Genomic DNA, 17,586 nt, shown 5'->3' with positions numbered 1-17,586 from the left:
CCTAGCCCGCGCCGAAGCGCCATTCGCCCTCGCCCAAGGCCGGGGCGGCGCGGTCGGCGACCAGCGGGCTGCGGGAAAACCGCATCGGGCTGCGCAGCCCCGGGATGCCCTCGGGCGCGATGCGCAAGCCGCGCGCGGTAACCTGGCGGTCGACCAGGGCCTCGGCCACGTCGTTGACCGGGCCGGCGGGGACGCCCGCACCCTCCAGCGCCGCGATCAGGGTGGCGCGGGTAAAGCGGCGCGTGGCCGCCGCCAGCAGGGGCACCAGCCGGTCGCGATGCGCGACCCGGGCCGGGTTGCTGGCGAAATCCGGCTCTGCCGCCAGCGCGGGCAGTTCCAGCACCCGGCACAGCGCCGCGAATTGCCGGTCATTGCCGCAGGCCACGATGAGATGCCCGTCCGAGGCCGGAAACAGCTGATAGGGCACGATATTCGGATGCGCATTGCCCAGGCGATGCGGCACCACCCCGCCCAGCAGGTAATTCGTCGCCTGGTTCGCCAGCACCGCCACGCCGCAATCCAGCAGCGACAGGTCCAGATGCTGCCCCTGCCCCGAGCGTTCGCGTTCCGCCAGCGCCGCCTGCACGGCGATCACGCCGTAAAGCCCGGTGAAGATGTCGATCCAGGCCACGCCGACCTTCTGCGGCTCGCCGCCCGGGTCTCCGGTCAGGTCCATGATCCCCGACATGCCCTGGATCAGGAAGTCATAGCCCGGCTGCGCCGCGCGCGGCCCGTCCTGGCCGAAGCCGGTGATCGAGGCATAGACCAGCCGCGGATTGCGCGCCGCAAGCGTGTCGTAATCCAGGCCGAACTTGCGCAACCCGCCCAGCTTGAAGTTCTCGACCACGACATCGGCCTGGTCGATCAGCCCGCGCAGCCGGTCGAGATCGGCCGAGGCGTTGAAATCGCAGGTAACCGAGGTCTTGCCCCGGTTCGCGGCGTGGAAATAGGCGGCGACGGTTTCCATGCTGCCATCGGCGCGCGGCCGCTCGATGAAGGGCGGACCCCAGCGGCGGGTGTCGTCGCCCTCGGGCGCCTCGACCTTGACGACCTCGGCGCCCAGGTCGGCGAGGGTCTGGCCGATCCAGGGGCCGGCCAGGATGCGGGCCAGCTCGACCACCCGCAGCCCCTTCAGCGGCGCCTCAGCCAAAGGCCTGGATCCCGGTCTGGGCGCGGCCGAGGATCAGCGCATGCACGTCATGCGCGCCCTCATAGGTGTTCACGGTTTCCAGATTCTGGGCGTGGCGCATGACGTGATATTCGATGGAAATGCCATTGCCGCCATGCATGTCGCGGGCCATGCGGGCGATGTCCAGCGCCTTGCCGCAATTGTTGCGCTTGACGATGGAGATCATCTCGGGCGCCATCCTGCCCTGATCGAACAGCCGCCCGACGCGCAAGGACGCCTGCAGGCCAAGCGCGATCTCGGTCTGCATGTCGGCAAGCTTCTTCTGGTAAAGCTGCGTCGCAGCCAGCGGCCGGTTGAACTGGTGGCGGTCGAGCCCGTATTGGCGGGCGCGGAACCAGCAATCCTCGGCCGCGCCCATGGCGCCCCAGCTGATGCCGTAGCGGGCGCGGTTCAGGCAGCCGAAGGGGCCGCCCATGCCCTCGGTGCCGGGCAGCAGCGCGTCTTCGCCGACCTCGACATCCTCCATGACGATCTCGCCGGTGACCGAGGCGCGCAGGGACAGCTTGCCCTCGATCTTCGGCGCCGACAGGCCCTTCATGCCCTTTTCCAGCACGAAGCCGCGCACCTTGCCGCCGTGCGCATCCGACTTGGCCCAGACCACGAAGACATCGGCGATGGGCGCGTTGGTGATCCACATCTTGGCGCCCGACAGCACATAGCCGCCCTCGACCTTCCTCGCGCGGGTCTTCATCCCGGCGGGGTCCGAGCCGGCATCGGGCTCGGTCAGGCCGAAGCAGCCGATGAATTCGCCCGAGGCCAGTTTCGGCAGGTATCTGCGCTTCTGCGCCTCGCTGCCGTAAGCCTCGATCGGATACATCACCAGCGAGCTTTGCACCGAGGCCATGCTGCGATAGCCCGAATCGATGCGCTCGATCTCGCGCGCCACCAGGCCGTAGGCGACATAGGACGCGCCGACGCCGCCATATTCCTCGGCCACGGTGACGCCCAAGAGGCCGGCCGCACCCATCTCGCGAAAGATCTCGGGGTTGGTGGTCTCATGCAGATAGGCGTCCTTGACGCGCGGGGCCAGCGACGCCTGGGCGAAGGCGGCGGCGCTGTCCCGGATCATGCGCTCTTCCTCGCTGAGCTGGTCGTCCAGCAGGAAAGGGTCGTTCCAGGTGAAGGGGGCGGATTTTCCGGCCATGGCACACTCCTCATGTTGCGACATTGCTACCGCGGATCGCGCCGGGGTGCTAATGATGTCTTGTCCGCAGATCATGAGTTTCGCGCATGAACAGATCGGCCCGCCCCGGCTATACGCCCAGCATCCAGGAGTTGCGCGCGCTGGTCCTCTGCGCCGAGACCGGCTCGGCCTCGCGCGCGGCCGAGGCGCTCAACCTGACGCAAAGCGCCGTCAGCCGTGCCATCCGCACGCTGGAGGAGCGGCTGGGCGTGCGGCTGTTCCGGCGCGTGCGGCAACGGCTGATCCTGTCGGACGCCGGCCGGGCGCTGGTGCGCGATTCGCGCGAGATCCTCGACCGGCTGGAACGCTCGGCCCGGATGGTGATGTCCTTCGGCGACGGCGGCGAGGTGCTGCGGCTGGCGGCGCTGCCGACATTCGCCGCCATGTGGCTGATCCCGCGCCTGCCGGATTTCGCGCGGATCCATCCGCAGGTCTCGATCGACCTGACCGCCGCGCTGGGGCCGGTGGACTTCGCGGACAGCCCCTTCGACGCCGCGCTGCAACGCGCCGAATTCGCCCGTCCCGGCGCGCGGGTGACGCCGCTGGTGCGGGAAAACCTGGTGGTGGTGGCGGCGCCGGGGCTGGTCGGGCCGGCCGACCCCGAGCCGGCGGCGCTGATGCGCTGGCCGCTGATCCAGCAGGCGACGCGGCCGGAACTGTGGAGCGACTGGTTCGCGCTGGCCGGGGTCGATGCCTTTGACCGCATGCGCGGGCCGCGGCTGCAGCATTTCGACATGGTGATCGCGGCGGCGCAGGCGGGCCTGGGCATTGCGCTGCTGCCCGACATTTTCGCCGCTGCCGCGCTGCGGGCCGGCAGCCTGCGCCAGGTCAGCCCGCTGGTGCTGCCCGGGCGCTGGCCCTATGGGCTGATCCGCCCGCAGGGCCAGGACAGCGCCGCCTTGGCGGCTTTCGCCGCTTGGCTGGAGCGCATTGCCGAAAACGAAGACGCCCGGGATTGAGCCCGGGCGCCTGGCCGATCAGGCGCCGCCCTTGAAGTCCATGCGGCCGGCCAGCAGCACCGCCACGGTCGAGCAGACCGCGCCCGAGAGCAGATAGAGCCCCGCCGCCGGCAGCCCGAGCCAGGTCGAGAGCAGCAGCGCGGTCAGCGGCGCGAAACCGGCGCCGAACAGCCACGCCAGATCCGAGACGATGGCCGAGCCGGTATAGCGGTTGCGCGCCTCGAACAGCGAGCCGACCGCGCCCGAGCTTTGCCCGAAGCTGAGCCCCAGGATGAAGAAGCCGACGATCATGTAGACCGTCTCGCCGGTCTGGCCGGCCGACAGAAGCAGCGGCGCCATGATCGCGAAGACGCCGATGGCCAGCGCGCCGACCAGCAAGAGTTGCTGGCGCCCGATGCGGTCGGCCAGGAAGCCCGACAGGAAGATCGCGGCGATGCCGGCACAGGCGGCAACCGCCTCGATCACCAGGAAGCTGACCAGGGTTTCATTGGTGTAGAGAAAGATCCAGGACAGCGGATAGACCGTGACCATGTGGAACATGGCAAAGCTCGCCAGCGGCACGAAGATGCCCAGAAGCACCGTCGGCCCGTCCTCGGCCAGCGTCGAGCCCAGCCGGGTCGGCTGCAATTCGCGCGATTCGAACAGCTGGGTGAACTCGTCGGTGGCGACGATGCGCAGCCGGGCGAACAGCGCCACGACGTTGACCGAGAAGGCGACGAAGAACGGGTAGCGCCAGCCCCAGTCCAGGAAATCCGCCTCGGACAGGTTCGAGGCGAGATAGGCGAAAAGCAGGCTGGCGACGATCAGCCCGATCGGCGCGCCAAGCTGCGGGATCATGGCGTAAAAGCCGCGCCGGTTCCTGGGCGAGGTCAGCGCCAGCAGCGACGGCATGCCGTCCCAGGCACCGCCAAGCGCCAGCCCCTGCCCGATCCGCAGCACCGCCAGGATGACGACGGCCCAGGCCCCGGCGGTCTCGTAGCTGGGGATCAGGCCCATGGCCACGGTGGCGGTGCCCATCAGGAACAGCGCCACGGTCAGCTTGGTCACCCGGCCATGGCGGCGGTCCAGCGCCATGAACAGCGCCGAGCCCAGCGGCCGCACCAGGAAGGCCAGCGCCAGCAGCGCAAAGGACAGGAGCGTTCCGGTCAGCGGATCGGTGAAGGGAAAGATCCGCTGCGGGAACACGATCACCGAGGCGATGGCAAAGACGAAGAAGTCGAAGAATTCGGAGGTTCGTCCGATGATGACACCCACGGCGATGTCAGAGGGCGAAACCGCATGCCCCTGATGCTTGGAAACCGGGGCGGCAGGGCGGCCGGCATGGGCCGAATGTGAGGTGCTCGACATGGCGGTGATTTCGATCTGATCCAGATTCCGGCCGGGCTTGGGCCTAAGCCGCCCGGCGTCCCGCCCCTTCCCTGCATCAGAAGCGGGGCGGACTGCATAGGGCAAAACGTCGCATGTCGCCTTGACCAAGATCAAGGTAGGCAGACGCCACTTGCCCGGTGCATTCCCGACTCACTCGCCTTGCGCCACCCATCGGACAGCAGGTAGTCCAATGAAAAGAAAAGATAAAATCATCCGCTTCGCGGGGCTTTCGCTTCTGATCCCGCTTGCCGCGTGCAAGGCCGAGGTGCTGGCCCCCGCCGGTGACGTTGCGGCACGCCAGCGCGACCTCCTGGTCATGTCGACGCTTTTGATGCTGATCATCATCGTGCCGGTGATGGCGCTGACGGTGTGGTTCGCGTTGAAATATCGCGCGAAAAATCGCGCGGCCGATTACGCGCCCGACTGGGACCATTCGACCAAGCTGGAATTCGTGATCTGGGCGGCGCCGCTCTTGATCATCATCTCGCTGGGGGCGCTGACCTGGGTCGGCACCCATCTTCTGGACCCCTATCGCCGGCTCGACCGCATCAGCGAGGACGTGCCTGCCGCGCATGACATGCAGCCGCTGCGGGTCGAGGTGGTGGCGATGGACTGGAAATGGCTCTTCATCTATCCCGAGCAGGGCATCGCCACGGTGAACGAGCTGGCCGTGCCGGTGGACCGGCCGGTCGAATTCACGCTGACCTCGACCTCGGTGATGAATGCCTTCTACATCCCGGCCATGGCGGGCATGATCTATGCCATGCCGGGGATGCAGACCAAGCTGCACGGCGTCTTCAACAACCCGGGCGAATACAAGGGCATCGCCTCGCATTATTCCGGCCACGGCTTCTCGGGCATGCATTTCAAGACCTTCGCCACTGATGAGGCGGGCTTCGACGCCTTTATCGAAAAGACCCGGGCCGGTGGCGGCACGCTGGACCGCGCCCGTTACCTGCAGCTTGAGGCGCCCAGCGAGAACGTGCCGCCGATGCAGTTCGCCAAGGTGGACCCGACGCTGTTCCAGCGCGTGGTGAACATGTGCGTGGCCGAGGGCAAGATGTGCATGGCCGAGATGATGGCCATCGACCGCCAGGGCGGCGCCGGCCTGGCCGGCACCATGAACACCGCGCCCAGCCATGACGCACAGGCCCGCGGCAGCCGCGCGCCGGTGCTGGGCTGGTCGCCGTTCCAGGTGGCGAGCTATTGCACACCCGAGGATTCGGCGCTGATGTTCGGCCGCACCGCCCAGGTGGTACAGGCGCCGATGGACCTGACGCCGCTGCGCGGGCGCGCGCTGACCCCGCCGCGCAGCGCGCTCGCTCCTTCGCATGACAATGACGTGACCCAGCTCGACCCGGCCCCGGGTCAGGCGCGGAATTTCTGATCGGACCCGTCCATGGCTACGTTTTCCAACGAGACCACCTTTCTTTTCGGCCGCCTGAACTGGGACGCCGTCCCGAAGGAGCCCATCGTCTGGGCCACCTTCGTCGCCGTCGCCATCGGTGGCGCCGCACTGCTGGCGGTGTTGACGAAATACCGGCTCTGGGGCTGGCTCTGGAGGGAGTGGTTCACCTCGGTCGATCACAAGAAGATCGGCATCATGTATGTTGTGCTGGCGCTGATCATGTTCGTGCGCGGCTTTGCCGATGCGGTGATGATGCGGCTGCAGCAGGTCTGGGCTTTCGGCGGCTCCGAGGGCTACCTCAACAGCCACCACTACGACCAGATCTTCACGGCGCATGGCGTCATCATGATCTTCTTCGTGGCCATGCCCTTCATCACCGGGCTGATGAACTATGTCGTGCCCTTGCAGATCGGCGCGCGCGACGTGTCCTTCCCCTTCCTGAACAATTTCTCGTTCTGGATGACGGTGGGCGGCGCGATCATCACCATGGTCTCGCTGTTCGTCGGCGAATACGCCCAGACCGGCTGGCTGGCCTTTCCGCCGCTGTCGGGCATCGGCTACAGCCCCTGGGTCGGGGTGGATTACTATATCTGGGGCCTTCAGGTCGCCGGCGTCGGCACCACGCTGTCGGGGATCAACCTGCTGGTCACCATCCTGAAGATGCGGGCGCCGGGCATGACCATGATGCGCATGCCGATCTTCACCTGGACCTCGTTCTGCGCCAACATCCTGATCGTCGCCTCGTTCCCGGTGCTGACCATGACGCTGATCCTGCTGACGCTGGACCGCTATGTCGGCACCAACTTCTTCACCAACGACCTTGGCGGCAATCCGATGATGTATATCAACCTCATCTGGATCTGGGGCCACCCCGAGGTCTATATCCTGATCCTGCCGCTGTTCGGCGTCTTCTCGGAAGTCACCTCGACCTTCTCGGGCAAGCGGCTGTTCGGCTATTCCTCGATGGTCTATGCCACCGTCTGCATCACGGTGCTGAGCTATCTGGTCTGGCTGCACCACTTCTTCACCATGGGCTCGGGCGCGTCGGTGAACTCGTTCTTCGGGATTACCACGATGATCATCTCGATCCCGACCGGGGCCAAGCTCTTCAACTGGCTCTTCACCATGTATCGCGGCCGCATCCGCTATGAGCTGCCGATGATGTGGACGGTGGCCTTCATGCTGACCTTCGTCGTGGGCGGCATGACGGGCGTGCTGCTGGCGGTGCCGCCTGCCGATTTCGTGCTGCACAACTCGCTGTTCCTGATCGCGCATTTCCACAACGTGATCATCGGCGGCGTGCTGTTCGGCCTGTTCGCGGCGATCAATTTCTGGTGGCCCAAGGCCTTCGGCTTCAAGCTGGACGTGTTCTGGGGCAAGGTCTCGTTCTGGTTCTGGGTCGTCGGCTTCTGGGTCGCGTTCATGCCGCTTTACGTGCTGGGGCTGATGGGCGTGACGCGCCGGCTGCGGGTCTTCGACGATCCCGACCTGCGGATCTGGTTCGCCATCGCGGCCTTCGGCGCCGTGCTGATCGCCTGCGGCATCGCGGCCATGTTCGTGCAGTTCGGCGTCTCGATCCTGCGCCGCAACCGCGCCGATTACCGCGACGTGACGGGCGATCCCTGGGACGGCCGCACGCTGGAATGGGCGACCTCCTCGCCGCCGCCGGACTATAACTTTGCCTTCAACCCGATCTCGCATGGCCTCGACAGCTGGTGGGAGATGAAGCAGGCCGGCGTGCCGCGTCCGACCGCGGGCTTCATGGATATCCACATGCCCAGGGGCACCGGCACCGGGGTGATCCTGGCCGCGCTGTCCACGGTCTGCGGCCTGGCGCTGGTCTGGTATATCTGGTGGCTGGCGGCCCTCAGCTTCCTTGGCATCATCGCGGTCTCGATCGCGCATACCTTCAATTACAACCGCGACTATTACATCCTGGTCTCCGAGGTTCAGGCGACCGAGGATGCCCGGACGCGCCAGCTTGCGCAGGGGGCCTGAGCCATGAGCAGCACGACCACCGACACCATGGGCCAGTATTGGGAGCTTGAGCCCCATCACCACCCCGAGGGCGCCTCGACCAGCCTGGGCTTCTGGGTCTATCTGATGAGCGACTGCCTGATGTTCGCGGTGCTGTTCGCGGTCTTCGGCGTGCTGGGCACCAGCTTTGCCGCCGGGCCGGGGCCCAAGGACCTGTTCGACCTGGAACTGGTCGCGGTCAACACGGCGATGCTGCTCTTGTCCTCGATCACCTTCGGCTTCGCCATGCTCGCCATGGCCAAGGGCGACAAGGGCGGCACGCTGCGCTGGCTGGCAGTGACGCTGTTCTTCGGCCTGTGCTTCCTGGGGATCGAGCTTTACGAATTCGCGCATCTCCTGCACGAGGGCGCGGGTCCGCAACGCTCGGGGTTCCTGTCGGCCTTCTTCACGCTGGTCGGCACGCACGGGCTGCACGTCACCTTCGGCTCGATCTGGCTCATCACGCTGATGGTGCAGATCATGCAGAAGGGGCTGATCCCGGCGAACCAGCGCCGCATGGCCTGCTTGTCGATGTTCTGGCACTTCCTCGACGTCATCTGGATCGGCGTCTTCACCTTCGTCTATCTGCTGGGGATGATCTGATGTCTGCCCATTCTCATCACGACCACGACCATCACGGCGACAGCCACGACCATGGCAGCTTCGGCTCCTACATGAAGGGCTTCGTGCTGTCGGTGATCCTGACGGCCATCCCCTTCGCCATCGTCATGTCCGGCGGCTTCGAAAGCCGGGGCCTGACGGCGCTGGTCATCATCGCCTTTGCGGTGGTGCAGATCCTGGTCCACATGGTCTATTTCCTGCACATGACCGGCAGCCAGGAAGAGGGCTGGACGCTGATGTCCACCATCTTCACCATCGTCATCGTGGTGATCCTGCTCGCCGGCTCGATCTGGGTCATGTATCACATGAACACCAACATGATGCCGCAGATGGACCATGAAGCGATGCAGGGCTTCGGCTCGTGACTCTGCGCCGGCTGGCGCTGCTGACCGGGGCGCTGGCGATTTTCCTGGGCTTCTGCGCGCTCGGCGTCTGGCAGGTCCAGCGCCTGGCCTGGAAGACCGACCTGATCGCGCGGGTCGAGGCGCGGCTGGCCGCCGCCCCCGTCCCTGCCCCCGGCCCCACCGGCTGGGCGGAGCTTTCCCCGGCTGACGAATATCGCCGCGTCTCGGTCCGGGGCCGCTATGCCGAGGGCGCCGACACGCTGGTCAAGGCGGTGACGTCGCGCGGCCCGGGCTTCTGGGTGATGACGCCGCTGACCACGCCCGAGGGCTGGACCCTGCTCATCAACCGCGGCTTCGTCCCCGAGGACCAGCGTGCCGAGGCCGACCGCCTCCTGCCGCGTGGCCCGGTCAGCGTCAGCGGGCTGCTGCGCCTCAGCCAGCCCGGCGGCGCATTCCTGCGCAGCAACCGGCCCGAGGCCGGACGCTGGTATTCCCGCGACACCGCCGCCATTGCCGCGACGCTGGGCCTGGGCAAGGTCGCGCCCTATTTCATCGACGCCGATGCCCGCGCCGACGCGCGCCTGCCCATCGGCGGGCTGACCGTGGTCAGCTTTCGCAACAGCCATCTCGGCTATGCGCTGACCTGGTTTGCGCTTGCCGCGCTTTGGGCGCTGTGGCTGGGCTGGCTGTGGCGCCGGGGTCCGGCGCCACGGGGCGATTAGCGGTAATCGGCCAGGTTCTCGGGCGTGACCGCCTCGAAGGGCACCCAGATATTGCGGTCGGTCGCCTCGCCCCTGGCCATGGCCAGCGCCGCCTGGACCGCGACCTCGCCCTGCCTGGTCGCGTTCTGGAACACGGTCACATCCAGGTCGCCCGCCTGCATCGCCGCCAGCCCGTCGGGCGTCGCGTCGATGCCGGCCACGACCACCTTCTCCTTGTCGACGCCGGCCGCGTTCAGCGCCTGAATGGCGCCGATCGCCATCTCGTCATTGTTCGAGATGATGGCATCGAAAGGCGTGCCGGCGGTCAGCCAGTTCGCGGTGATGTCCTGGCCCTGGGTGCGGTTCCAGTTGCCGACCTGGCGGTCGACGATCGTCATGCCTTGGCAGTCCGGCGTCGCGATCACGCTTTCGATGGCCTTGGTGCGCAGGCCGGATGCCTCGTTCTCCAAGGGGCCCATCAGCACCATGACATCGCCCTTGCCGCCCAGCTGCTTGCAGACGGCGGCGGCTTCCATCGTGCCGCCTTCGGTCTCGTTCGAGCCGACGAAGCTGGTGCCTGCGGGCAGGTTCTCGAAGTTGATCGGCGGGTGGTTCACATAGACCAGCGGCACGCCGGCAGCTTCGGCCATCTGCGTCATCGCCGGGGTGGCCGCGCCATCGACCGCGTTCACGATGATCGCATCGACGCCATTGGCGATGAAGTTCTGCACCTGGTTCTGCTGCCGGGCCACGTCCAGCTGCGCATCCTCGAGCAGCAGCTCGGCGCCGTCCTTCTGCGCCTCGGCCTTGATGCCGTTCAGAAGGATGGTCAGGAAGGGGTTGTCGAAACTGGTCATCGCCACCCCGATCTTCGCCCCTTCGGCCATGGCCGGCGCGGCCAGCCCCATTCCCAAGACCAGCGCCAGCGCCGTCCGGCATGTCATGCCCATATCCCTTGTCCCTCCCTTGCCGGGCATCGCCGCGATGCCGCCCGCGGAATGTGTCGCCGGCGCCGGCCGGCCGTCAATCGGCGCAGGCCGCGGAAATCCCGCATTGCTGAGGGGAAATCGCGCCGCGATGAGGGGAAACCCTCACGCCTCGATGCGGCGGCCGGTCTCGGGATCGAAGAAATGCAGATGCGCCATGTCCGGCACCACGCCGATGTGGTCGCCGCGCGCGGCCGGGCTGGTGCCGGGCAGGCGCAGGACCATGGCCATATCCGTGTCCTCGACCATGCCGTAGCCGAAGGCATCTGCGCCCAGCCGCTCGACCGAGCGCAGCACCACCGGGATCGCCGCCTCGCCGGGCTGCGCCAGCCGCAGGTGCTCGGGGCGGATGCCGAAGTGCAAGGCGCCGGCGCGTGGCAGGCCCGAGAGCGGCAGCCGGGTGCCGCCGGGCAGCGTGACCGTGCCGGCCTCGGAATCGACGGCCAGGATGTTCATGGCCGGCGAGCCGATGAAGCCGGCGACGAATTCGCTGGCCGGGCGTTCATAGACCTCGAGCGGCGTGGCGATCTGCTCGGCCACGCCCTTGTTCATCACGATCAGCCGGTCGGCCAGCGTCATCGCCTCGACCTGGTCATGGGTGACATAAAGCGTGGTCTGGCCGGTGCGCAGGTGCATCTCCTTGATCTGCAAGCGCATCTGCACGCGCAGCTTCGCGTCCAGGTTCGACAGCGGCTCGTCCAGCAGCAGCGCCGCCGGCTCGCGCACCAGCGCCCGGCCCATGGCGACGCGCTGGCGCTGGCCGCCCGACAGTGCGCGTGGCTTGCGGTCCAGATAGGGCTGAAGCTCCAGCATCTCGGCCGCCCTGGCGACGCGGGATTCGATCTCGGACCTGGACATCCTGGCGATCTTGAGCCCATAGGCCATGTTCTCGCGCACCGACATATGCGGGTAAAGCGCATAGTTCTGGAACACCATGGCGATGTCGCGGGCGCGCGGCTCCAGGTCGTTGACCACCTTGCCGCCGATCTCGATGGTGCCCGCGGTGATCGCCTCAAGCCCCGCGACCATGCGCAGCAGCGTGGACTTGCCGCAGCCCGACGGGCCGACGATGACCACGAATTCGCCATCCGCGATCCGCGTGCTGATGCCGTGGATGACCTGGTTGCCCGCATAGCTCTTGCGAACGTCGGTAAGGGTGATGCCGGCCATCTATTTCTCCGTCTCGACCAGGCCCTTGACGAACCAGCGCTGCATCAGCACGACGACCAGGATCGGCGGCAGGATCGCCAGCACCGAGGTCACCATCACGAGGTTCCAGGGCGTATCGGCATCGGCAAAGGAGATCATCTTCTTCAGCGCGATGACGATGGTGTTCATCTCGTTGGAATTGGTGACCAGCAGCGGCCACAGATATTGCGTCCAGCCATAGATGAACTGGATCACGAAGATCGCCGCGACATTGGTCAGCGACAGCGGCCACAGGATGTCGCGAAAGAACCGCCAGGGCCCGGCGCCATCGACCCGCGCCGCCTCCAGCAGTTCGTCCGGGATGGTCATGAAGAACTGCCGGAACAGCAGCGTCGCGGTGGCCGAGGCGATCAGCGGCAGGATCAGCCCGGGATAGGTATCGATCAGGCCCAGGTCCACCATGACCTTGTAGGTGGGCTGGATGCGGACCTCGACCGGCAGCATCAGGGTGATGAAGATCAGCCAGAAACAGGCCATGCGCAGCGGAAAGCGGAAGAAGACGATGGCATAGGCCGAGGCCATCGAGATCGCGATCTTTCCCAGCGCGATGCCCATGGCGACGATGGTGGTATTCGCCAACAGCCGCCACAGGCTGACGCCGCCGATCTTGCTGATGCCGCCGGTGAAGGCGTCGCGGTAATTCGCCGCCGCCTCGGGTCCGGGCAGCAGCGGCAGCGGCGGGCGCAGGATGGTCTGGGTGCTGTGGGTCGAGGCGATGAAGACATAATAGACCGGAAAGGCCACCACGATCACGCCCAGGATCATCCAGAAATGCGCCACCATGCGGCCGGCGCCGCGCGGGGCCAGGGGGGACGCTTCAGCCATAATGCACCCTCCGCTCGATGAACCGGAACTGGAAGGCGGTCAGCGCGATCACGATCACCATCAGGATCACCGACTGCGCGGCGGAATCGCCCATGATCAGATTTACGAAACCGTCGTTATAGACCTTGTAGACCAGCGTTTCGGTGGCCTTGCCGGGGCCACCGCCGGTCACCGCATGGATGATGCCGAAGGTGTCGAAGAGAGCATAGACGGTGTTGACGACCAGCAGGAAAAACGTCGTCGGCGCCAGCAGCGGAAAGACGATGGTCCAGAAGGCATGCCGGCGCGAGGCGCCGTCGATGGCGGCCGCTTCTAGAAGGGATCGAGGAATCGCCTGCAAGCCAGCGACAAAGAACAGGAAATTATAACTGATCTGCTTCCATGTCGCCGCTGCCACCACCAGCATCATGGCATGGTCGGCATTCAGCAGCGGGTTCCAGCGGATCCCCATCTGCCGCAGCGGCCAGGCCAGCGTGCCGAAGCTGGGGTTGAACATGAACAGCCACAGCATGCCGGCGATGGCCGGGGCGACCGCATAGGGCCAGATCATCAGCGTGCGATAGAAGCTCTTGCCGCGCACCACCTTCTCGGCCTGCACCGCCAGGAACAGCGCGATCGCCATGGCCAGGAACGCCACCATTGCCGAGAAGATCACCGTGACCTGGAGCGCGTTCAGATAGGCCGGATCGGCCAGCACCTTGCGGAAATTCGCCAGGCCCACGAAGCTGGTCTTCAGGCCGAAGGCGTCCTCCTTCAGCAGCGACTGGCGAAAGGCCTGCGCCGCCGGCCAGTAGAAGAAGATCAGCGTGATCGCCAGCTGCGGCGCCACCAGCAGCCAGGGCAACAGCTTGTGCGGAAAGACCGTGCGTCTCATCCGTCCCCCTTTGGGATGGGCGGGCGCGAAGGGCGCGCCCGGCCCGCGTCATGGCTCAGCCGCCGGCGGCTTCCTTGATCGCGGCATTGCCGCGGGTGACCGCGTTCTTCAGCGCCGTCGCGGCGTCCTGCTGGCCCGACAGCATCTTCTCGTATTCCTCGTTCTGGATGTCGCGCAGCTGCGGCAGGTTCGGCGCCCGCACGCCCTTGGAGTTCTCGGTCGGTTCCTTGCCCATCATCTGCAGGATCGGCGTCTCGCGTCCCGGATTCTTCTGATAGAAATCCGTGGCCTTGGTCGCCTCATAGGCCGCCAGCGTCACCGGCAGATAGCCCGACTGCTCGTGCAGATACTGCTGCACATCGGTCTGCGACAGGTACTGGAAGAAGGCCGCGACGCCCTTGTAGGTCTCGTCCGACTTGCCGCCCATCACCCACAGCGAGGCCCCGCCCGGCGTGGTGTTCTGCGGCGCGCCCTCGGCGGTCTCGTCATAGGGCAGCTGGCCGATGCCGTAGTTCATGCCCGATTTCACGATGTCACCCAAGCCGCCCGAGCTTTCGGTCAGGATGCCGCATTCGCCCGAGGTGAAGTTCTGCTTGGCCTCGCTGGTGCGGCCGCCATAGACGAAGACGCCCTCTTTCGAGAGATCCGCAAGCTCCTGGAAATGCTTGACGAACAGCGGGCCGTCGATCTTCAGCTCGGGCGTGCCCGCCAGGCCGTTCTCGTTCGTGCCCCAGCTGACATTGTTCCAGGCGGCGAAATTCTCGGTATGGATCCAGGTCAGCCAGGTCGAGGTATAGCCGCAGGTGGCGGCGCCCGATTCCTTGATCTTGCGGGCGGCGGCCCAGACCTCGGCCCAGGTTTTGGGCGGATTGTCGACGTCCAGCCCGGCCTTTTCGAAGATGTCCTTGTTGTAATACAGGATCGGCGAGGAGGAATTGTAGGGAAAGGACAGCATCTCGCCCTCGGGCGTCGAGTAATAGCCGACGATGCCGGGCAGATACTGGCTCTTGTCGAACTTGGTGCCGCCCTTTTCCAGCACCTGCGCGACCGGCATGATCGCGCCCTCGGCGCCCATCATCACGCCGGTGCCGACGTCGAAGACCTGGATGATGTCCGGGGCCTGGCCGGCGCGAAAGGCGGCGATGCCGGCGTTCAGCGTCTCCGGATAGGTGCCCTTGAAGACGGGCTTCACCTCGTAATCGGACTGGCTGGCGTTGAAGTCGCCGGCGATCTTGGCCACCACCTCGGCATTGGCGCCGGACATGGCGTGCCACCAGGAAATCTCGGTCTTGGCCTCGGCCGCGACGGGCAGCGCCATCAGCCCGGCAAGCCAGAATACGGTCTTTTGCATGGTCTTCCTCCGAATCGTGCCTTTACGGCGTCTCCGCTTTCGGCCGGCAGGGGCACGGGGCCCTTTTCGTCGCGCGCCCGCTCCGCCTCTCCCCGAAGGAACTGTCGCCCCCGGAGGGGCGCGCTGTCAATTCGCTTCATGCGGCGAAAGCGGGCGCGGTCGGCCGCCGATCACCGTCGCCCTGTCGCATGATTTTGTGAATGTCTTGCGACAACAAATCGTTCCAAGAAGAATTTCGCGCGAATTCCAGGTCCGGCGCATGGCGCGAAAAATCATTCTTTCGGCGCGGTTCGCCAAAAATCGCGCCCGCGGAGTTTGACCGCAAGCGACCGGAGGCGGCCGCTGCGCCCCGCGTGCAAAGATGCTATGACATCAGCGACGAAAGGACAGACCATGCAGCACGAGCCCCTTGCGACGATTAAGGATCCGCGCTGGCAGCGGGTGCTGGCCCGCGATGCCGGCGCCGACGGCAGCTTCGTCTATGCGGTGCGCACGACCGGGGTCTATTGCCGGCCCTCCTGCCCCGCCCGCCGGGCGAAGCCCGAGAATGTCGGCTTCTTTCCCGATCCGGCGGCGGCCGAGGCGGCGGGCTTCCGGCCCTGCCGGCGCTGCAACCCGCGCGGCGCCGGGCTGGCCGAGGCCAATGCCGCGCTGGTCACCGCCGCCTGCCGGCTGATCGAGGCGGCCGAGACCCCGCCCTCGCTGGACGAACTGGCCGAGGCCGCCGGGCTCAGCCGGTTTCACTTCCACCGCCTGTTCAAGGCGCAGACCGGGCTGACACCGCGTGAATATGCCAGCGCCCATCGCGCGGGGCGGCTGCGGGCGCGGCTCGAGGACGGCGACAGCGTGACCGGCGCGCTCTACGAGGCCGGCTTCAACTCGAACAGCCGCTTCTACGAGGCGGCCGGCGACATGCTGGGCATGGCGCCCTCGGCCTATCGCAAGGGCGGCGCCGGGGCCGAGATCCGCTTCGCGCTGGCGCAATGCGCGCTTGGTGCCCTGCTGGTCGCGCAAAGCCGGCAGGGCATCTGCGCCATTGCGCTTGGCGACACGCCCGAGGCCCTGCTGCACGACTTCCAGGACCGCTTTCCCGCCGCGCGGCTGATCGGCGGCGACGCCGAATTCGAGGCCGTGGTCGCCCGGGTCGTCGGCTTCGTCGAGGCCCCGGGCATCGGCCTCGACCTGCCGCTGGACATTCGCGGCACCGCCTTCCAGCAGCGCGTCTGGCAGGCGCTGCGCCAGATCCCGCCGGGCAGCACCGCCAGCTATGCCGAGATCGCCGCCCGCATCGGCGCCCCCGCCGCCACCCGCGCCGTGGCCCAGGCCTGCGGCGCCAACCGCCTGGCCGTCGCCATCCCCTGCCACCGGGTGATCCGCAGCGACGGCGGGCTGTCGGGCTATCGCTGGGGCGTCGCCCGCAAGCAGGCGCTGCTGGACCGCGAGGCGCAGGGCTGATTGCCGAGCGTTTCGCTTGGGTATATAGCGGGGCGACCGACCGCAGGCCGAAGGACGCGCCATGTTCCCGATCCGACCCTATCGCAGCATCGGCACGCTGGGCCCCGCCTCGGGCGCGGTCGCGGCGGCGCTGAAGGCGCGGGCCGCCGCATGGGAGCTGGAACTGGTCGAGACCCCGGACAGCCTGACCCTGCTGGTCTGGGGCTGCGCCATGACGCTCTTCACCGACGGGCACGGCGCGCGGCTGGAGCTCGACGCACCGGAAAAGCGGCTGATCGGCACCTTGCAGGACACGGCCGCCACGCTGCTGGACGAATTGGGCGTCACGGTGGATTGGGACCGGGTCGATGCCGGCGCGCTGGCGCCGGGCCTGGCGCTGATGCGGGTGGTGTCCGTCGCCTCGCGCACGCCGGGCTTCATCCGGGTGCGGCTGGCGGGCGAGGAGGCCGGGCGATTCGGCACCGGCGCGCTGCATTTCCGCCTGCTGCTGCCGCCCGAGGGGCGCGCGCCGCAATGGCCGCGCGTGGCGCCGAACGGCCGCACGGTCTGGCCCGAGGGCGCCGACGCGCCGCATCGCGCCGTCTACACCACCGCCGCGCAGCAGGACGACTGGCTGGAGTTCGACATCTTCCGCCACGCCGGCAGCCCGACCTGCGACTGGGCCGACCGCGCCCGCCCGGGCGATCCGGTCGGAATCATCGGCCCCGGCGGCGGCGGCATCCCGAACGCGGCGCGGCTCTGGCTCTTCGGCGACGAGACCGCGCTGCCGGCCATCGCGCGCATCCTGACCGAGGCGCCGGGCCGGGTCAGCGCCAGCCTGTGCTGCCGTCCCGAGGACATGGGCGCCCTGGCCCAGGACCCGCGCGTCACCCGCTGCGACGACCTTCTGGCGGCGCTCGACGCGGCCGATCTGGCCGGCGCGCCGGATCGCCACATCTGGTTCGCGGGCCCGGCCGAGGCCGCCCGCGCCGCCCGCCAGCGCCTGCTCGCGCGCGCCTGCGACAAGCGCGAATTCATCGCCGCCGCCTATTGGGGCTGACCGGCGCCGACGCCCGATTCCGGCCGCCCGACCGCAGGGTGATTCGGGCCACGCCGCC

16 protein-coding genes are annotated in these 17,586 nt (G+C 67.4%); 8 read left to right on the top strand and 8 right to left on the bottom strand.

Going from position 1 to position 17,586, the window contains the following annotated elements; all coding sequences use genetic code 11:
• Position 1: 1 nt before the first annotated feature.
• Both ASV56_RS17000 and ASV56_RS16995 read right to left on the bottom strand, forming a co-directional pair.
• Positions 2-1,150: a CaiB/BaiF CoA transferase family protein gene (locus tag ASV56_RS17000; protein WP_062563148.1), complete on the bottom strand. Its 1,149-nt coding sequence runs from the start codon at positions 1,148-1,150 to the stop codon at positions 2-4.
• Positions 1,143-2,333, bottom strand: coding sequence for an acyl-CoA dehydrogenase (locus ASV56_RS16995; protein ID WP_062563147.1), 1,191 nt, complete (start codon positions 2,331-2,333; stop codon positions 1,143-1,145). Before ASV56_RS16995 ends, ASV56_RS17000 begins: the two co-directional genes overlap by 8 nt.
• Positions 2,334-2,419: 86 nt before the next feature.
• Here ASV56_RS16995 and ASV56_RS16990 point away from each other — a divergent pair, with 86 nt between their 5' ends.
• Positions 2,420-3,331 carry a LysR substrate-binding domain-containing protein gene (locus tag ASV56_RS16990; RefSeq protein WP_062563146.1) on the top strand — a complete coding sequence of 304 codons (912 nt, stop codon included), beginning with the start codon at positions 2,420-2,422 and terminating at the stop codon, positions 3,329-3,331.
• 18 nt (positions 3,332-3,349) lie between these two features.
• Here ASV56_RS16990 and ASV56_RS16985 read toward each other — a convergent pair whose 3' ends face one another.
• The gene (locus tag ASV56_RS16985) at positions 3,350-4,585 is read right to left on the bottom strand and encodes an MFS transporter (RefSeq protein WP_253880130.1); all 1,236 of its coding nucleotides are present in this window, start codon (positions 4,583-4,585) and stop codon (positions 3,350-3,352) included.
• A gap of 304 nt (positions 4,586-4,889) precedes the next feature.
• Between ASV56_RS16985 and cyoA the strand changes: the two genes are divergently transcribed.
• Genes cyoA through ASV56_RS16960 form a run of 5 tightly spaced genes read left to right on the top strand, consistent with a single transcriptional unit; the run spans position 4,890 to position 9,810 of the window.
• Positions 4,890-6,086: a ubiquinol oxidase subunit II gene (cyoA, locus tag ASV56_RS16980; RefSeq protein WP_062563144.1), complete on the top strand. Its 1,197-nt coding sequence runs from the start codon at positions 4,890-4,892 to the stop codon at positions 6,084-6,086.
• A gap of 12 nt (positions 6,087-6,098) precedes the next feature.
• A complete protein-coding gene (cyoB, locus tag ASV56_RS16975) occupies positions 6,099-8,105 on the top strand; it encodes a cytochrome o ubiquinol oxidase subunit I (RefSeq protein ID WP_062563143.1) in 2,007 nt (668 codons plus the stop codon).
• A gap of 3 nt (positions 8,106-8,108) precedes the next feature.
• Positions 8,109-8,726, top strand: coding sequence for a cytochrome o ubiquinol oxidase subunit III (gene cyoC, locus ASV56_RS16970; RefSeq protein ID WP_062563142.1), 618 nt, complete (start codon positions 8,109-8,111; stop codon positions 8,724-8,726).
• On the top strand, positions 8,726-9,109 hold the full coding sequence (gene cyoD, locus ASV56_RS16965) for a cytochrome o ubiquinol oxidase subunit IV (protein ID WP_062563141.1): 384 nt from the start codon (positions 8,726-8,728) through the stop codon (positions 9,107-9,109). Before cyoC ends, cyoD begins: the two co-directional genes overlap by 1 nt.
• Positions 9,106-9,810, top strand: coding sequence for an SURF1 family protein (locus ASV56_RS16960; RefSeq protein WP_062563140.1), 705 nt, complete (start codon positions 9,106-9,108; stop codon positions 9,808-9,810). Before cyoD ends, ASV56_RS16960 begins: the two co-directional genes overlap by 4 nt.
• Here the strand turns inward: ASV56_RS16960 and ASV56_RS16955 are convergent.
• From ASV56_RS16955 to ugpB, 5 genes are all read right to left on the bottom strand, one after another.
• Positions 9,807-10,733: a sugar ABC transporter substrate-binding protein gene (locus ASV56_RS16955; protein WP_062563367.1), complete on the bottom strand. Its 927-nt coding sequence runs from the start codon at positions 10,731-10,733 to the stop codon at positions 9,807-9,809. The two genes, ASV56_RS16960 and ASV56_RS16955, sit on opposite strands and share 4 nt — an antisense overlap.
• A gap of 147 nt (positions 10,734-10,880) precedes the next feature.
• Positions 10,881-11,945, bottom strand: coding sequence for a sn-glycerol-3-phosphate import ATP-binding protein UgpC (locus tag ASV56_RS16950; protein ID WP_062563139.1), 1,065 nt, complete (start codon positions 11,943-11,945; stop codon positions 10,881-10,883).
• Positions 11,946-12,809 carry a sn-glycerol-3-phosphate ABC transporter permease UgpE gene (gene ugpE / locus ASV56_RS16945; protein ID WP_062563138.1) on the bottom strand — a complete coding sequence of 288 codons (864 nt, stop codon included), beginning with the start codon at positions 12,807-12,809 and terminating at the stop codon, positions 11,946-11,948. It lies immediately after the preceding gene.
• On the bottom strand, positions 12,802-13,683 hold the full coding sequence (gene ugpA, locus ASV56_RS16940; protein ID WP_062563137.1) for a sn-glycerol-3-phosphate ABC transporter permease UgpA: 882 nt from the start codon (positions 13,681-13,683) through the stop codon (positions 12,802-12,804). The genes ugpE and ugpA overlap by 8 nt, the downstream gene beginning before the upstream one ends.
• A 55-nt stretch (positions 13,684-13,738) precedes the next feature.
• Complete coding sequence (ugpB, locus tag ASV56_RS16935) at positions 13,739-15,034, bottom strand: sn-glycerol-3-phosphate ABC transporter substrate-binding protein UgpB (RefSeq protein WP_062563136.1); 1,296 nt, start codon at positions 15,032-15,034, stop codon at positions 13,739-13,741.
• Between the two features lie 393 nt (positions 15,035-15,427).
• Between ugpB and ada the strand changes: the two genes are divergently transcribed.
• The gene (gene ada, locus ASV56_RS16930) at positions 15,428-16,489 is read left to right on the top strand and encodes a bifunctional DNA-binding transcriptional regulator/O6-methylguanine-DNA methyltransferase Ada (protein ID WP_062563135.1); all 1,062 of its coding nucleotides are present in this window, start codon (positions 15,428-15,430) and stop codon (positions 16,487-16,489) included.
• A gap of 61 nt (positions 16,490-16,550) precedes the next feature.
• A complete protein-coding gene (locus ASV56_RS16925) occupies positions 16,551-17,528 on the top strand; it encodes a siderophore-interacting protein (RefSeq protein WP_062563134.1) in 978 nt (325 codons plus the stop codon).
• Positions 17,529-17,586: the final 58 nt, after the last annotated feature.

The sequence above is a fragment of the Paracoccus aminovorans genome (assembly GCF_001546115.1).
GTDB classification, from domain to species: domain Bacteria; phylum Pseudomonadota; class Alphaproteobacteria; order Rhodobacterales; family Rhodobacteraceae; genus Paracoccus; species Paracoccus aminovorans_B.
This window is presented reverse-complemented; position numbering and strand designations above follow the sequence as displayed.

Excerpts from the sequence above, each read along its gene's own strand:
- ASV56_RS16995 (WP_062563147.1), bottom strand. The coding sequence starts at position 2,333 with ATGGCCGGAAAATCCGCCCCCTTCACCTGGAACGACCCTTTCCTGCTG.
- ASV56_RS16990 (WP_062563146.1), top strand. The coding sequence starts at position 2,420 with ATGAACAGATCGGCCCGCCCCGGCTATACGCCCAGCATCCAGGAGTTG.
- cyoA (WP_062563144.1), top strand. The coding sequence starts at position 4,890 with ATGAAAAGAAAAGATAAAATCATCCGCTTCGCGGGGCTTTCGCTTCTG.
- cyoB (WP_062563143.1), top strand. The coding sequence starts at position 6,099 with ATGGCTACGTTTTCCAACGAGACCACCTTTCTTTTCGGCCGCCTGAAC.
- cyoC (WP_062563142.1), top strand. The coding sequence starts at position 8,109 with ATGAGCAGCACGACCACCGACACCATGGGCCAGTATTGGGAGCTTGAG.
- cyoD (WP_062563141.1), top strand. The coding sequence starts at position 8,726 with ATGTCTGCCCATTCTCATCACGACCACGACCATCACGGCGACAGCCAC.
- ASV56_RS16955 (WP_062563367.1), bottom strand. The coding sequence starts at position 10,733 with ATGACATGCCGGACGGCGCTGGCGCTGGTCTTGGGAATGGGGCTGGCC.
- ASV56_RS16950 (WP_062563139.1), bottom strand. The coding sequence starts at position 11,945 with ATGGCCGGCATCACCCTTACCGACGTTCGCAAGAGCTATGCGGGCAAC.
- ugpE (WP_062563138.1), bottom strand. The coding sequence starts at position 12,809 with ATGGCTGAAGCGTCCCCCCTGGCCCCGCGCGGCGCCGGCCGCATGGTG.
- ugpA (WP_062563137.1), bottom strand. The coding sequence starts at position 13,683 with ATGAGACGCACGGTCTTTCCGCACAAGCTGTTGCCCTGGCTGCTGGTG.
- ugpB (WP_062563136.1), bottom strand. The coding sequence starts at position 15,034 with ATGCAAAAGACCGTATTCTGGCTTGCCGGGCTGATGGCGCTGCCCGTC.
- ada (WP_062563135.1), top strand. The coding sequence starts at position 15,428 with ATGCAGCACGAGCCCCTTGCGACGATTAAGGATCCGCGCTGGCAGCGG.
- ASV56_RS16925 (WP_062563134.1), top strand. The coding sequence starts at position 16,551 with ATGTTCCCGATCCGACCCTATCGCAGCATCGGCACGCTGGGCCCCGCC.